The sequence below is a fragment of the Roseburia rectibacter genome, from assembly GCF_014287515.2.
GTDB lineage: Bacteria > Bacillota > Clostridia > Lachnospirales > Lachnospiraceae > Roseburia > Roseburia rectibacter.
This window is the reverse complement of sequence record NZ_CP092473.1, coordinates 1,917,312-1,932,927: the sequence shown is the minus strand read 5'-3', so window position 1 is coordinate 1,932,927 and position 15,616 is coordinate 1,917,312. Positions and strand designations below refer to the sequence as shown.

The 15,616-nt window shown below is 40.9% G+C and carries 15 protein-coding genes; all 15 read right to left on the bottom strand.

The annotated features are described in order from the left end of the window. Positions 1-13 precede the first annotated feature (13 nt). The 15 genes from H8S51_RS09180 to sigK all read right to left on the bottom strand — a co-directional run bounded on the left by H8S51_RS09180 (position 14) and on the right by sigK (position 15,615). A complete protein-coding gene (locus tag H8S51_RS09180; RefSeq protein ID WP_186898851.1) occupies positions 14-1,447 on the bottom strand; it encodes a flagellar hook-length control protein FliK in 1,434 nt (477 codons plus the stop codon). Between the two features lie 47 nt (positions 1,448-1,494). Continuing rightward, entirely contained in the window at positions 1,495-2,337 is an 843-nt protein-coding gene (locus tag H8S51_RS09175) for a MotE family protein (RefSeq protein WP_186898852.1), read from the bottom strand. 26 nt (positions 2,338-2,363) lie between these two features. Further along, positions 2,364-2,816: a flagellar export protein FliJ gene (fliJ, locus tag H8S51_RS09170; RefSeq protein WP_186898853.1), complete on the bottom strand. Its 453-nt coding sequence runs from the start codon at positions 2,814-2,816 to the stop codon at positions 2,364-2,366. A gap of 14 nt (positions 2,817-2,830) precedes the next feature. Beyond that, complete coding sequence (fliI, locus tag H8S51_RS09165) at positions 2,831-4,138, bottom strand: flagellar protein export ATPase FliI (RefSeq protein WP_186898854.1); 1,308 nt, start codon at positions 4,136-4,138, stop codon at positions 2,831-2,833. A gap of 15 nt (positions 4,139-4,153) precedes the next feature. Continuing rightward, a complete protein-coding gene (locus tag H8S51_RS09160) occupies positions 4,154-4,963 on the bottom strand; it encodes a FliH/SctL family protein (RefSeq protein WP_241070988.1) in 810 nt (269 codons plus the stop codon). Then, positions 4,956-5,969, bottom strand: a complete 1,014-nt coding sequence (gene fliG / locus H8S51_RS09155) for a flagellar motor switch protein FliG (protein ID WP_117921770.1) — start codon at positions 5,967-5,969, stop codon at positions 4,956-4,958. Before fliG ends, H8S51_RS09160 begins: the two co-directional genes overlap by 8 nt. 3 nt (positions 5,970-5,972) lie before the next feature. Continuing rightward, the gene (gene fliF, locus H8S51_RS09150) at positions 5,973-7,571 is read right to left on the bottom strand and encodes a flagellar basal-body MS-ring/collar protein FliF (RefSeq protein ID WP_241070987.1); all 1,599 of its coding nucleotides are present in this window, start codon (positions 7,569-7,571) and stop codon (positions 5,973-5,975) included. An 18-nt stretch (positions 7,572-7,589) separates the two neighbouring features. Next, a complete protein-coding gene (gene fliE, locus H8S51_RS09145; protein ID WP_117921765.1) occupies positions 7,590-7,901 on the bottom strand; it encodes a flagellar hook-basal body complex protein FliE in 312 nt (103 codons plus the stop codon). An 18-nt stretch (positions 7,902-7,919) separates the two neighbouring features. Further along, the gene (gene flgC, locus H8S51_RS09140) at positions 7,920-8,360 is read right to left on the bottom strand and encodes a flagellar basal body rod protein FlgC (protein ID WP_006857500.1); all 441 of its coding nucleotides are present in this window, start codon (positions 8,358-8,360) and stop codon (positions 7,920-7,922) included. Positions 8,361-8,392: 32 nt separating this feature from the next. Further along, a complete protein-coding gene (flgB, locus tag H8S51_RS09135) occupies positions 8,393-8,788 on the bottom strand; it encodes a flagellar basal body rod protein FlgB (protein WP_117921763.1) in 396 nt (131 codons plus the stop codon). Positions 8,789-9,071: 283 nt separating this feature from the next. After that, entirely contained in the window at positions 9,072-9,857 is a 786-nt protein-coding gene (codY, locus tag H8S51_RS09130; protein ID WP_117921761.1) for a GTP-sensing pleiotropic transcriptional regulator CodY, read from the bottom strand. A gap of 107 nt (positions 9,858-9,964) precedes the next feature. Then, complete coding sequence (gene topA, locus H8S51_RS09125; RefSeq protein ID WP_186898856.1) at positions 9,965-12,052, bottom strand: type I DNA topoisomerase; 2,088 nt, start codon at positions 12,050-12,052, stop codon at positions 9,965-9,967. Between the two features lie 113 nt (positions 12,053-12,165). After that, positions 12,166-13,251: a DNA-processing protein DprA gene (dprA, locus tag H8S51_RS09120; RefSeq protein WP_186898857.1), complete on the bottom strand. Its 1,086-nt coding sequence runs from the start codon at positions 13,249-13,251 to the stop codon at positions 12,166-12,168. A 1-nt stretch (position 13,252) separates the two neighbouring features. Beyond that, the gene (locus tag H8S51_RS09115) at positions 13,253-14,776 is read right to left on the bottom strand and encodes a YifB family Mg chelatase-like AAA ATPase (protein WP_186898858.1); all 1,524 of its coding nucleotides are present in this window, start codon (positions 14,774-14,776) and stop codon (positions 13,253-13,255) included. Positions 14,777-14,991: 215 nt separating this feature from the next. Beyond that, positions 14,992-15,615, bottom strand: coding sequence for an RNA polymerase sporulation sigma factor SigK (gene sigK / locus H8S51_RS09110; RefSeq protein WP_117921753.1), 624 nt, complete (start codon positions 15,613-15,615; stop codon positions 14,992-14,994). Position 15,616 lies beyond the last annotated feature (1 nt).

Sequence of the window (15,616 nt, the reverse complement as noted above, 5' to 3'; positions counted from 1 at the left end):
CCTTTCTTTTGTTTTAAGCAGTATAATCTACGGAATTACCGTGATCTGCCATAATCTGCGCCACAAGGGCTTCTTCCTCACTCATGACTCCGGAGAGTTCATCTAACTCATCTAAGTTGATTCTTCTAGTCTTTGGCGAAGCTTTTTCCTGCTCCTCTGCCTGTCTTTCATCCTGTTTTGCATTCTGCTCTAAGTTTTTCTCAAACTCATGACTCCCAACTGTGACTTCCACAGCATCTACCTTGACGCCTGCCTGATTCATACTCTGTTTAAGTTCTGCCATCTGTGACTCTAAGGCTTCTTTTACCAGTTCATTCTGTGTCATGATATGAGCAGATACGTTACCTTCTTTGGTTGTTACTTCGATATAAAGCTTGCCAAGATGTTCCGGATTCAACTGCATTTCCATTGTCGTCTGTGCTTCACGGACAGTAACTTTTGTAAACTCTGTCACCTGCCGGATCAGATCTAACGTATCAAGCTGTCTTGAAAATTCCGGTACAGTCTCCGGTGTTTTTGCCGCTGCCGGATCAACAGTATGCTCCTGACTCACAAATGCTGTCTGATTTGACGTGTTCCCGGATTCATTTCTGTTTCCTGTCTGCCCGTCATCTGCCTTTGTATCTGTTTCTTCTGCCACTTCTTTTTGCAGGAGAATATTGTCTTCCTGTTTTTGTATTTCCACTTCATCTGCATCTGATGCTGTCTGAACTGTGTTTTCTTCCTTCAAAACAGAATTCATCTGATCTGATGTATCGTTTGCTGCGGTTTTGTCTGCTTTAACATTTTCTGTTACCTGCATTTCCGGTAACTGTTCAATACCTGCCGATTTCGGAGTCGTTACAACCTGTGATGCTGCCGCAACCGTCTCAGTAAACATCTGTGATGTCATTCCAAGATCATCTAACAGATCCTGTGATAATCCACCGATTTCATTTACAATTTCCATAAACGAATCATTGCATAACAATTCGCCGATATTTTCAGATCCTGTAAGTTCAGCTGTAAGTTGTGTAAGCTGGTTCGGCTGTATAAGATCAGCCACAGTAAGTCCCAGCTTCTGCATTGCATCCGTGATCTCTTCATCTGTCACACCAAGTTTCTCTTTCAAAACCTGTCTAACATCCTCTTCAAATGCAGCCAGCTTTTCATCTGTATTCCCAGTCTGGATATCTGTTTTGTCTGACGGATTATTTTTTATACTGGCAGCATTATTCTGATAACGCTCATAGTTATCTGTGACACTGCTTTTCCCTGTCACAACAGACATGTTCTGTTTGCCGTTCTGTCCGCCATAACTGTATCCGTATCCAACCTGTGTTGTCATCTGGCTCATCACTTCTGCAAACTGGACTTTCAGATCTCCTTCTTTTGTACCTGTGAGTGTCTGGCTTCCCTGTCCAACAGACATGATACCGGTCACTTCTGAAACACTCGTGCTTCCCATTTTTCTTCCTCCTCTCTCTTTCGCTGCATGTACTGCCGCTTAATAATCTATTCTGAAGGCTTCATGATCTCTGTTACCTTTGCAGCGGTATCAGAACTCATTTTGCCAAGAATAGCAGCTCTTGAATCTGCATCCATTCCATTTAAAATCTGTGCAACCAGCTTCAGATTATCTGTCATGGTATCAAAAATTGCTGCCGCCTCTTTCGGCTTCATGGATGAATATGTCTTGATATAATCATCAAGCTGCTCATCCTCTGCCGTCTGTGCTACCACCTGCTTATACAATACTTCTGCATTAGCAGGATCGATACTTTCATAATATTTCTTATATTCCTCAACATCCGGGGCTACATCTGAAAAAACAACATCTTCATAAAAACTCTGCTTTTCTTTTTCAAATTCTGCCTCGTTTTCCTTATATTGCTGTAACTCTGCCGACTGTGCTTCCAGCTGGCTGATATAATCTGCATTTGCAGATGATGTATTCTGGGCATCTGCCAGTTCTTTTTCCAGCTCTTTGATGCGCTCCACTGCATCTGCCATAGTGTCATATGCATAGGCACTGTCCTCTGTTGAAACTTCTTCCACCGCATCATCCGGCAAAATCTTGTTCACATAAGGAACATCCTTTAAGATCGGTGCAAGCATGCCTGAGCCAAATCCACCAACATCCCATTTGATCAAAAGTGCTATAATCGCAAGCCATACAATTATGATCAGAAGTGAGACAAAGAATACAGCCACTTTGCTTCCGCCGCTTTCTTCCTCAAGCTCATCACTATCTTCTGCCCGCTGTGCTTTTTTTGCTTTTGTCTCTTCTTTTTTTCTTTGTTTTTCTTCTTTTTTTGCAGCTTTCTTATCTACAACTTCTTCTTTTTCTTCTGCCATGTTTTCCTCCTGTCCGCTCAAACTGCCTAACTGCGCTGTCCATTATCGTGATAGGTATAACTGACAAGTTCGTCTATTTCTTTAGACTCTTCATGTAAAAGTTCCTGTTTAAATTCCTCAAAAGCTTTTTCTTTTAGTTTTTCATGTGTTTTGCGTTCAACCATTGCTTCATTTAGCTGTTTTCTTGCCAATTCAACATTGCGTTCCGCAGCATGTACATTCATCATCTGGCTGCGCTGTTTGCTTTTCATAACATCAATAGCCTGCCTACATTCACAAATTTCCAAAACATTGAGGTTTCCACTTACTAATTCCCTTGCTTTTGATTCATACCCGGCTCTCCGGATCAGAATGTCCTGAAGTTTCTGCTGTTCTGTTGCCAGTTTTGCATTTGCCATACCATAGGCTGTCTTTGCCTGATTTTCCATTTTTTCTTTGATATCAAGAATGTTCTGCATTCTGTATCTGAACTTTGCCATGTCAAAAACCTTTCTTAGTTTTCAAACAGTTTTCTAAGAAGATCAATTTCCTCACTGAATTCAAATTTTTCATCGGTCTTCTGCATCAGAAATTCATTTACTGCCTGTATTTTCTGAATAGCATAATCTATTTCACGATTGGTTCCATTTTTATAGGCTCCAATATTGATCAGATCCTCTGCCTCATTATAAGTAGCCATAACATTTCTTAATTTTCCGGCAAGTTCTTTATGTTCACTTGTAGCAATTGAGCTCATAACACGGGAAATACTCTGTAAAACATCAATTGCAGGATAATGATTTTTATGTCCTAATTTTCTGGATAACATGATATGTCCATCCAGAATACTTCTCGCCGTATCTGTAATTGGTTCATTCATATCATCACCATCTACAAGTACGGTATAAAGTCCGGTAATAGATCCTTTGTCTGAGGTTCCCGCACGTTCTAGGAGTTTAGGCATTTCTGAATATACGCTTGGTGGATATCCTCTTGTTACCGGTGGCTCTCCGGATGCCAACCCAATCTCCCGCTGTGCCATAGAAAATCGTGTCAGTGAATCCATCATCAGCAACACATCTTTCCCCTGATCTCTAAAGTATTCAGCAATAGCTGTTGCTGTTTTTGCAGCTTTATTTCTTATCAATGCAGGTTTATCGGATGTCGCAACAATAACCACGGAGCGTTTCATGCCTTCTTCACCAAGATCACGTTCCACAAATTCCCTTACTTCCCTTCCACGCTCACCAATCAGCGCGATCACATTGATATCTGCTTTTGTATTTCTTGCAAACATTCCAAGCAAAGTACTTTTTCCAACACCAGATCCCGCAAAGATACCGATTCTCTGTCCTTTGCCGACTGTGATCAGACCATCGACTGCCTTAACGCCCAAAGGCAGAACCTCATCAATGATCTTTCTTGCCATCGGGTCCGGCGGCTGTGCCTCAACCGGGTAATCATATGGAACCAGCAACTCATCCACATCCGTTGGTCTCCCGATTCCATCTAAAGTGTGACCTAACAGTTCTTCTCCAACCTTTACAGTCAAAGGATGTCCTGTATTCTCTACGATACAGCCAACACCAATTCCTTCCACGCTTTCAAAAGGCATCAAAAGTAAATGTTTGTCACGGAAACCAACCACTTCAGCCATCGTCGAAAGATTTTGTTCCCGATCGATAATGATGCGGCACAGATCATTCAGTTTTGCATTTGGTCCTACAGATTCAATCGTAAGACCAACAATCTTTGTCACCTTGCCCAGACGGTTAAAATATGTCTTGTCAGCAAGCTGAAGATATTTATCAAATGTATACATTCTGCCGCCTCACTTTTAAGAACACAAGGATCTGATATCTTTCATCAGATTATCAAGCTGCACATCCAGACTGCAGTCAAAGATTCCCGAATCGGTTTCTATAACACATGCATTTTCATCCAGCGTATAATCAGGAACGATCTCCAATTCTATATCATGACCCACATAATCTAATATATTTTCTTTATGTTCCTCCAGAAATGAGACATTGTCGCCTGCCACTTTGATCCGGAAACGCTTTTCATCCTCTATATTGGCAATAGCATTATCGATCAGATGAAGCAGGATCTCCTTTTTGCCATCAAACTGGACATGAAAAACTTTATTAAACACATCCAATATTACATCCACCAGTTCTCTTTCCATATTTTTGTGTTTTTCCTGGTAGGAATTCTGCAATTGTGCCTTTTTCCGCTGCTGTTCCTGTTCTAATTGCTGTTTTTTCTGGTCATACTCCTGTTCTAATGTACTCTGTCCTTCCAGATATCCCTGTTTCTTTGCTTTCTCGCGTATCGTTTCTGCTTCTTGTCTTGCATCGTCAATCAGCACATCCGCCTGTGCCCTCGCCTGCGAAAGTATCTGTTCCGCTTTTTCATTTGCAGCAGACATATCCTGTTCCGGTTCTTCTACAGGGATCACATTATCTGTTTTTTCAGTAATGATTCCCTCTGCAAAACCATCCGGTCCTACCGGCCGTGCTTCTTTCGGCTGTGCCTCTTTTATGATGTTTTGTTTCAGAAATTCCTGCATATGATCATTTGAATTGATCACCCTCGCATTCTGACTCTCTGTATGTACGAACCATGGTTTGTAAAGATTAGACAACGATCTCGTCACCTCCGCCTCTGGAGATTACGATTTCTCCAGAATCCTCTAATTTACGAATAACACTGACAACTTTCTGCTGAGCCTCCTCAACATCCTTCATACGGACAGGACCCATAAACTCCATATCCTCTTTGATCATTGCTGCCAGACGTTTTGAAAGATTCTTAAAGATAACATTCTGTACTTCCTCATTTGCAGCCTTAAGTGCAACACCAAGATCTGCATTATCGACATCGCGGAGTACACGCTGGATTGCACGGTCATCAAGCAGCAAGATATCCTCGAATACAAACATCTTCTTGCGGATCTCGTCTGCCAGTTCCGGTTCTTCGATCTCTAAAGACTCCATGATATGTTTCTCTGTCGTACGGTCTACCGTATTTAAAATATTTACGATTGCATCCACACCACCAACAATCGTGTAGTCCTGATTGACAAGCGAAGAAAGTTTCTTTTCCAAAACACGCTCTACCTCTTTAATCACATCCGGTGATGTACGATCCATCATTGCAATACGTTTTGCAACATCCGCCTGTTTTTCCGGTGGAAGTGCCCCGATCACAAGTGCCGCCTGCGCGGATGTCAGATATGATAAGATCATGGCAATTGTCTGTGGATGTTCATCCTGGATAAAGTTCAGTAACTGGCTTGGATCTGTTTTCCGCACAAATTCAAACGGACGTACCTGCAATGATGCTGTAAGTTTCGTAATAACTTCCTGTGCCTTTTCCTCACCAAGAGCTTTGTCCAGCAGTTCTTTTGCATATCCAATACCGCCTTCAGCAATATACTGCTGTGCAAGGCAGATCTGATAAAATTCATTTAAGACATCTTCCTTAACCTGCGGTGAAACGCTTCTGGTATTTGCGATTTCAAGTGTCAGCTCTTCAATTTCATCTTCTTTTAAATGTTTAAAAATATCAGCAGACCGCTCCGGTCCTAAGGCAATCAAAAGAATCGCCGCCTTTTGTATTCCAGTATAATCCTGTGTATTTGTTGCCATACCTTATTCCCACTCCTCGTTCAACCAGTTGCGCAATAATGAAGCTGCCGCCTCTGGATTATCTTCCACAAATTTTTCGATCAGGATACGGGTCTCAGACTTCTCATTGTATCCAATATCCTGCATTTCTTCCTGGCTCTCTTTTGTTGATTCAAGCAGGCTCTCAACAGAAAGCTCCGGTTCGATCTCTGCGGTTTTCTCTTTTCTGGTGCTGCGGAATACCACATAACCAAGAAGAAGAAGGATCAGAACCACAAGCACAATCTGTAAATAATCGGAAGCACTTCTTCCACCGGAAGAATACTGGAAAACCGGTTCTTCCTGCGCAATGATCGTAATCTTATCAGTCGGGATTCCTGTTGCATTAGAGATCATTGTAATGTATTCCTGATCAACCGTGATCGGTGTCGGGTCACTGTTTGCTGCAACATACTCATCAAACGTCATATTTTCCAGTGCTCCGGATGCACGCAATGTATCTTCATCATAGATACGATATTTTGTTGCCACCAGAGAAACAGAAGAACTTGCATAATCAACAGTTCCTCCATTGGAAGATTTCTTTGTTACTTTCTCATTATTCTGATAATTGGTTGTTGTATCTGTAACTGTACTGTGTGTGTAATTATTATCTTCGATTACATAAGAAGTATCATCATTGGAATCTGTTCCAGGTGTTGCAGCCGCGCCACCTTCTGAATCTGATTCATACTCGCTCTTGCTGCCAACCATACCATTCGTCTGTCCGTCTGGTGCGTAATATTCATGGGTTGCCTCTTCCGATGTGTCAAAATCCATCACGAGTTCCTGTGCCACTTCCACATGATCAAACAGGGAAGATCCAACCATAACATCTTTTACTTTGCTTTTTACAAGATTTTCTGCCTTTGATTTTACTGAAAGCTGACTGTTTGCTGTTCCTATCGAAGTATCAGAAGAATCTCCCGAAAATAAAACATTGGAATTAGAATCTAAAATCTGAATATTATCTGTATTTTTATTACCAAGCTGTGTTGCTATGTATTTTGCAAGACCTGCGGCCTGATCTTCATCCATATCTCCACTTAAGGTAAGAATGACTGCGGCATATGAATCCTGATCTTTTGCAAGAATTGTTCCATCATCATTCGGAATATCAAGAGTAACAGAAGCGCTTTCAACATTTGACAGTGTCTCTAACTGTTCTGCGAAATATTTCTGCAGATAAACTTTATATTTTTTTGTTTTATCTGCCTCAGTTGAGCTGAATCCGCCATCAAAAACATTATCGATTGAAGCTCCCTGACTCGGAATGTCATTCTTGCCGAGCAGGATAGACGCAGCCGCTTCATCCTTCGCATCTACATAAAAGATCAGACCATCCTGAGACATCTGATATGAAATGTTTTCACCATCCAGCAGATCTTTTACTGTACCAGCTTCCGCTGTTGTCTGACATTCATGCAGCGTAACCATATTGGGTTTGCTCACAACTGCTGCCAGTATTGCCAGTGCAACAAGGATTACTGCCACAATACTGATCAGTAATGCTTTCTGCTTTGTATTGAATTTTTTCCACCACTCTGTAATCTTATTTAATATATTCTGCACCTGTTCCGGCATGTTATCTGACTCCATTCATTAAATTTGCATATTCATGATCTCTTTATATGCATCCAACATTTTATCCCTTACTGCTGTTGTATACTGAAGTGCTGTAAGCGCTTTCTTTGCTGCAACCTGCATATCATGCGGATTGTCTGCCTTCCCAAGGGCAAATTCTATCTGAGCAGCCTCTGCATCATTCTGCAAATCACTTGTTTCTGTCAACACATTCATTGCTGAATCAAGTACTGACTGGAAACTGTCATCTGAAGTATTTACGAGTCTGTTCTGTTCTGCTACTTTTTCAATATAATCTGATGTAATCCCTGTCAACGAAGTAATGTCCATTTACCGTCATTCCTTTCCTTATTTGCTGATGTTGAGTGCAGCCTGTACCATACTTTTTGTTGCATCAAATGCTGTTGTATTCGCCTCATATGCTCTCGTTGCATCAATCAGGTTCGTCATTTCAGTTACTGTATTAACATTCGGATATGTAACATAACCGTTTTCATCTGCATCCGGATGGGATGGGTCATAAACCATGCGCATTTCTGTCTCATCATCTTCTTTTACAGATGTTACTTTTACACCATTTCCAACCGCTCTCGCTCTTGCCGTCTCATAATACTGCGAAAAAGGTGTTTCTGTCTTTTCCGCAAATGTAACAATCTTTCTCCGGTACGGTGTCCCATCTTCCGTTCTTGTTGTATTAATATTTGCAATATTCTGTGCAATCGTATCCATACGGAAGCGTTCTGCTGTCATACCACTTGCACTGATATCAAATGCCTGAAATAATCCCATATAATTTCCATCCTTTGTTTCTTTTTATTCTTTTATTTTAAGACTGTCTGCATTCTTGAGAAATTGTTTGTTATCGCTGTCGTCAATAGCTGATATCTCAATGATTCAGAAGCCAGCTCCGCATTTTCCGTGTTTTCATCCACATTATTACGGTCAAGACGGTATGAATAATTTGCCGCATCCGTATAAGATGTCGCTGTAAGTTTTCCAAGATTCTGGTTCAATTCTCTTACCTTCTTATCAAGGCTGCTGTATTTTGTCTTACCGAGTGCCTTTTGTAATACAGATTCAAAATCAACATCCTGTCTCTTGTATCCAGGTGTGTCGATATTTGCAATATTATTAGTGATAACATTCTCACGCATCCAGCTTGCATCAGCCGCTTTATCAAGTATATTTGTATAGTCAAATGCATTCGTTGTAAACATTCTGTTGCTCCTTTCATGCACTATTTTCTACATTATTCTATTTTATTATAAAATATCTCAAAAAAAACACAAGAGTTTTTTACTTTTTTTTGTTGTTTTTCCCCGTATCTTGTATTATTTTACGATTTCGTGTACAACAATTTGTTCTGATTCTTCATAATTCTCTTTTTTTCGACATTTTTTGCATTTTTTAGCGAACATGCTACCAGAATGCTGTAAAAAGCACCCTCATAAAAAAGGAATTTGTCACGTTTTTCAAATAGCGTAACAAATTCCTTTTCATTTAACTATTCTTATGATTCTCTTTCTTTATCTTGTCTAGTTCATCAAACACAACATCATTCAATACCTTGATGTATGTTCCTTTCATTCCGGATGATCTCGATTCGATCACACCTGCACTTTCAAACTTGCGAAGTGCGTTTACGATCACCGATCTTGTAATTCCAACACGGTCTGCTATCTTACTTGCAACAAGGATTCCTTCTTTGCCGTCCATCTCATCAAAAATATGTGTGATTGCTTCTAATTCTGAAAAAGATAATGTACTGATCGCAGATTTTACAATCTGTACCTTTCTTGTTTCTTCTGCATTTTCTTCATTTACAGAACGCATCATTTCAAGTCCGACCACAGTTGTTCCATATTCGCTCAATATAATATCATCTATATCATACTGACGGTTCTCACGGTATACAAACAATGTTCCAAGCCGTTCTCCGGCAATATCAATTGGTGTAATGATCGCTGTATATTTTTTTACATCATCCACAAATCCCAATGTTTCAAGATTAACATTCTCTTTTGTGGACAGGATTCCAAGCAAACGTTCATTTAAAAGCGGATCAATAAAACCTCCTACTTCATCCACGATCAATTCATTGATCTCTTCGACATCCTGTCTTACTCCGGTTCCAAGTACTTTTCCTTTTTTACTGATGACAAGGATATTTGATTCCAGTATTTCTTTTAATACGTCGCATATATCATTAAATACTACTTTGGATGAATTATTATTGTGAAGCAATTTATTGATTTTTCTTGTTTTATCCAACAACTGAACGCTCATAATGCGTGCCTCCTGACTACATATATGTCTTTCATGATGTACTATATTTTATCACGTCAATTCTGAAAATTCAATATTCTTAATATATTCTTCCTAAAATTATTTCATTATTCGGAATCTTTTTCAACATTTTTACGATCTGTCACATAACCGCACTGTTCATCTGCACACACAATCTTATTTCCTTTGACTACCATGTACCCGCCACATTTCGGACATTTTTCTGCAACAGGTCTTGACCAGCTCATAAAATCACATTCCGGATTATCCTCGCAGCCGAAATATTTTCTTCCTTTTTTCGTTTTGCGAAGTACAACTTCCTTACCGCACTTCGGACATGCAACTCCAATCTTTTCGAGATAAGGTTTTGTATTGCGGCATTCCGGGAATCCCGGACATGCAAGGAACTTGCCATGCGGACCATATTTTACTACCATATTTCTGCCGCAGACATCACAGATAACATCTGTCACTTCATCTTCTATTTTTACTTTTTCCAGATCCTTCTGCGCTGCCTTCACAGCTTCATCCAGATCCGGATAGAAATTACGTACCACTGTTTTCCAGTTTACATTGCCTTCTTCAACACCATCAAGCAGCGATTCCATGTTTGCGGTAAAATGTTCGTCTACAATGCTTGGAAATGATTCCTTCATAATCTGATTGACCACTTCTCCAAGTTCCGTCACATATAAATTTTTTGCTTCCTTAACAATATATCGTCTTCCTAGCAGTGTCGTGATTGTCGGTGAATAAGTACTCGGACGTCCTATTCCCAGCTCCTCTAATGTTTTTACCAGTGATGCCTCTGTATAGTGGGCCGGTGGCTGGGTAAAATGCTGTTTTTCATCAAACTCTTTTAATCCAAGCACTGTATTCTCATCAATAGAGCCTACCAGGACATTATTCTCTGCCTTTTCATCATCATCGCTTGTATACACTGACATAAATCCGTCAAATGCAATTTTAGAAGCAGATACTGTAAACTGGTATTTTCCTGCTCCAATTTTTACATTTGTTGTCTCATAAACCGCCTGTGACATTCTGCTTGCCGCAAAACGTTTCCAGATCAACTGGTACAGGCGGAACTGATCTCTCGATAACGACTCTTTCACCATGACAGGTGTACGATTGATATCAGACGGACGGATCGCCTCATGCGCATCCTGAATTTTGGCTCCATTCTTCTTTGCTGTTTTTTCACCTGCAATATAGTTCTCACCATAATTTTCAGCAATATATTCCCGCGCCTGTGCATCTGCCTCTTCTGAAATTCGTACAGAGTCTGTTCTTAAGTAAGTGATAAGACCAACCGTTCCCTGACCTTTGACATCCACACCTTCATACAACTGCTGTGCAATACGCATTGTTTTTGAAATCGGAAAATTAAGTGCCTTAGATGCTTCCTGTTGTAACGTACTGGTTGTAAACGGTAACGGAGCTTTTTTCACACGTTCTCCTTTTTTTACCTCTAAAATGTGAAACTCTTCTTTCTGCATCTCTGCCATGATGCGGTCTGCCTGCTCTTTACTGGAAATTGTAACTTTTCCATTCTCATCTCCATAAAATTTGGCGAGCAATGCCTTTTTTTCACCTTTTACAGACAGTTCTGCATCCAGTGTCCAGTATTCTTCCGGAATGAATGCATTAATCTCATCCTCCCGGTCACAGATAATGCGAAGCGCGACTGACTGGACACGTCCGGCACTAAGTCCTCTTTTTACTTTTGCCCATAGCAGTGGACTGATCTCATATCCCACCAGACGATCCAGAATTCGTCTGGTCTGCTGTGCATCTACAAGATTCATGTCAATCTGGCGCGGTTCTTTTAACGAAGCCTTCACTGCATTCTGCGTAATCTCATTAAAAGTAATTCTCTGTGCATTTTTATCATCCAGCTTCAGTGCCTGGCTCAAATGCCATGAAATCGCCTCTCCCTCACGATCGGGGTCAGTTGCAAGATAAACTTTATCTGCTTTTTTTGCTTCCTTTCGCAGTTTTGCCAGGATATCTCCCTTTCCGCGGATCGTAATATATTTGGGTTCAAAATCATTCTCTGTATCAATTCCCATCTGGCTTTTTGGCAGATCTCTCACATGTCCGTTCGATGCCACTACCTCATAATTTTTTCCCAGAAATTTTTTAATTGTCTTTACCTTTGCGGGCGACTCCACAATAACAAGATACTTTGCCATGCATCCATCTCCTTTTATTCATGACAATAGAGCAGTGTACAAAACGTGCCATCTATTGTTTCTGACAGCAGCTCTGTTTCATTTGTGCAGATTGCTGTGTCTAAGAATTTCTTTCATATTTTTCTGATATAGTAATTTTTAACTGTCTCGGTAATAAAACCTTTTTGCAGAAGTCTGGCAAGTACGTCCATCATGTCCGGTACTAATATACCAGTCTTCTCCAAGAGTTCCCCGACGTTTTTCGGTCGTAAACTTAGACAACTATACACCAGTCGCTCATCTTTTTCAAGTAATAAATTTTTTAAATTATCTTCTCCGGTATTTATCTCCCCCTGTAATTCAATTTCTTTTAAGAATTCATCTACATCAGAAATAATGCCTGCCCCCTGCCGTATCAGATTATTGCATCCCCCGCTAAGCGCATCATATATACGTCCCGGCACCGCATATATGTCTCTCCCCTGTTCTAACGCATAATCCGCCGTAATAAGCGAACCACTCTTTATTTTTGCCTCAACAACAACCACCACATCCGCAAGTCCTGCAATGATCCGGTTCCTTGCAGGAAAAAGCGGCGCAGACGGATTTGTCCCCGGCGGATATTCTGAGATGACCGCACCATTTTTTTCAAGTATCTCCTGGTATATTCTAATATTTGATCTTGGATAACAGATATCTACCCCACACCCTAATACTGCACATGTATATCCATTTTTCTCAAGTGCACCCGCATGTCCGCCACCATCAACCCCGGATGCCATGCCGCTTACAACCCATGCACCTGATTCTGCTATTTTTCCTGCTATTTTTTCTGCCACTGATCTGCCGTAAGCAGAACAGCGGCGTGCACCAACGATCGCCACTGTCTTTTTATTCCACTCTGCCGGCATATTCCCTTTCACATAAATGCTATATGGTGCATCCGGGATTGTGGCAAGACGTTCTGGGAACAGCTGTTCCTCTCTGGATAAAAACCAGATTCCTTGTTCTATCATCCCCTCAAACATTGCATCATAATCTTTTTTTCTGCTCTCTAAGATCCTCGCAGCATGTTTTTCCGTCACGCCAGGGATCAGAAGAAGCTGTTTTTCTGTCAGTCCATAAATCTCCCTCGCACTTCCTGCTGCGGCAATCAGCCTGTTTCTGGTGCGTATTCCGACTTCCGGAATATTTGAGAGCCAGTACGCATAATTTATCACCCTATACCTCCCAGAACTTCTTATCAATATTTCTATAACAGATCGCTTCATTTAAATGCCGCATTTTTATCTGTTCACTTTCTTCCATATCTGCCAGTGTGCGTGCCACACGCAGTATTTTATGATAAGTCCGTGCTGTCAGATTTAATTTGTTATACATCCGTTCCATGTAAGTTTCCTGTTTTTTATCAAGTTTACAATACTCAAAAATCTTAGAAGACGGAATATGACTGTTAAAGCAGAACTCTTCTCCACAGTAACGCATTTTCTGTATCTCTTGTGTCCGTATAACGCGTTTTCTGATTTCTTCTGACCGTTCACTTTTTCCAGTATTGTAAAGATCCTTAAATCCGATCGGCGGCACTTCCACACATATATCAATCCGGTCTAAAAGCGGTCTGCTTATCTTCCTCAGATACCGGTTAATCGCTGCCGATGTGCAGGTACATCTCTGCATATCCGGGTAATACCCGCATTTACAGGGATTCATCGCAGCCACAAGCATAAAATCAGCCGGATATTCATAGCTCGCATTCAGTCTTGCGATACATATTTTTTTATCCTCCATCGGCTGTCTTAATATTTCCAGAGTATCATTTTGAAATTCTGTCAGTTCATCTAAAAACAAGATTCCCTTATGTGCCAGCGAAATTTCCCCCGGTTTCGGCAATGCACCTCCACCTGCAAGTCCCTGCGGTGTGATCGTATGATGTGGTGCACGGAACGGTCTTTTCTGCATCAATCCTCTTTTATGTTCTAAAAGTCCGCAAACACTGTATATTTTAGAAAGCTCCATCCGTTCTTCTGCATTTAAGGGCGGCAGGATTTCAGGAATCCGTTCTGCAATCATTGTTTTTCCTGCACCCGGAGACCCCATCAAAAGCAGATTATGCATTCCTGAAACAGCCGTTTCACAGGCACGTTTCACTAATATCTGTCCATATACATCTGCAAAATCCAATGCCTTTCCTGCCTGTATTTCTTCTATATTATATGGCTCATTATAATATTCCCCTTTTCCATTTAAAACCGTAACAGCTTCCGCAAGATCTTTTACGGCAAACACCTGCATGTCCGCTACCAGCGCTGCCTCACTTGCATTTTCCCATGGAACCATGCATTTCCTCATACCTCGTTCTTTTGCCTCCGCGACCATTGGCAGAACTCCATTTACTGGCTGTACTTTTCCATTCAGCCCGACCTCTCCTGTTACAAAGTATTCTCCGACCAGTTCCTGTCTGACATAGCCAAATGCGGTAAGGACCGCAACTGTAACCGGAAGATCAAATCCGGATCCGGATTTCCGGATGTTAGCAGGTGTAAAGTTGATCGTAATATGTTTTGGAGTCAATGCATAGCCACAGTTTTTCAGTGCCGTGCGCACTCTCTCTTTTGCTTCCTGTACCTCTGAAGCAAGAAATCCTACCATTTCAAACACAGGCATGCCATCGCTCACATCTGCTTCCACAGAAATCGGCACACTTTGGATTCCGTGTATGATCGCTGTTGATACAATACTATACAACGTATTCCTCCTTTTTATTCATTTTTCTGATTCATCTGATTCTTACAGCAGAAATGCTGCAGTTGATTTTTACTGACATATGCACACGACAACCTGTGCATAGAAACACTGAGCAATTCCATACCCAGCTTCTAAGACCTGATATAAATCCGAACATAAGGCGGCGACATCCGCCGTCGCCTAAGTATAACACATTCATAGTAAGAAATACAACCTTATTCGCAAAAACTTTTTTTCAATTTATCCAATGCTTTTTTTTCAATACGTGACACGTATGAACGTGAGATTCCAACTGCAGAAGCAATTTCTCTCTGCGTCATCTCCTTATTCCCAAAAAGTCCATAACGATGTACAATAATAAACAATTCTCTTTCCTGTAACACTTTAGGAACCAGCCCAAGCAGCTTTTCAATCTGCCTTGTATGTTCTAACAGTTCCACAACATCCGGTTCTTCACTCTCCACAATATCAAGCAGATGGATCTGATTTCCCTCTTTATCCATACCGATAGGTTCATATAACGATACTTCACGCGACACTTTCTTCTTTGCCCGAAAATACATCAGAAGTTCATTATCGATACATCTGGCTGCATAGGTTGCAAGCCTGCTCCCATAATCTTCTTTATACGTTGCAATTGCCTTCATCAGTCCTATCGTTCCAATCGAGATCAGATCCTCCATATCTTCTTCCGAGTTCTGATATTTTTTTGCCACATGCGCAACCAGACGCATATTGTGAAGTGTCAGTTCGTTTTTTGCTTCAAGGCTACCTTTTTTTAATTTTTTCAGGCATTCGTTTTCCTGCTCTGGCGTAAGTGGAGATAAGAATGTTTTCAAA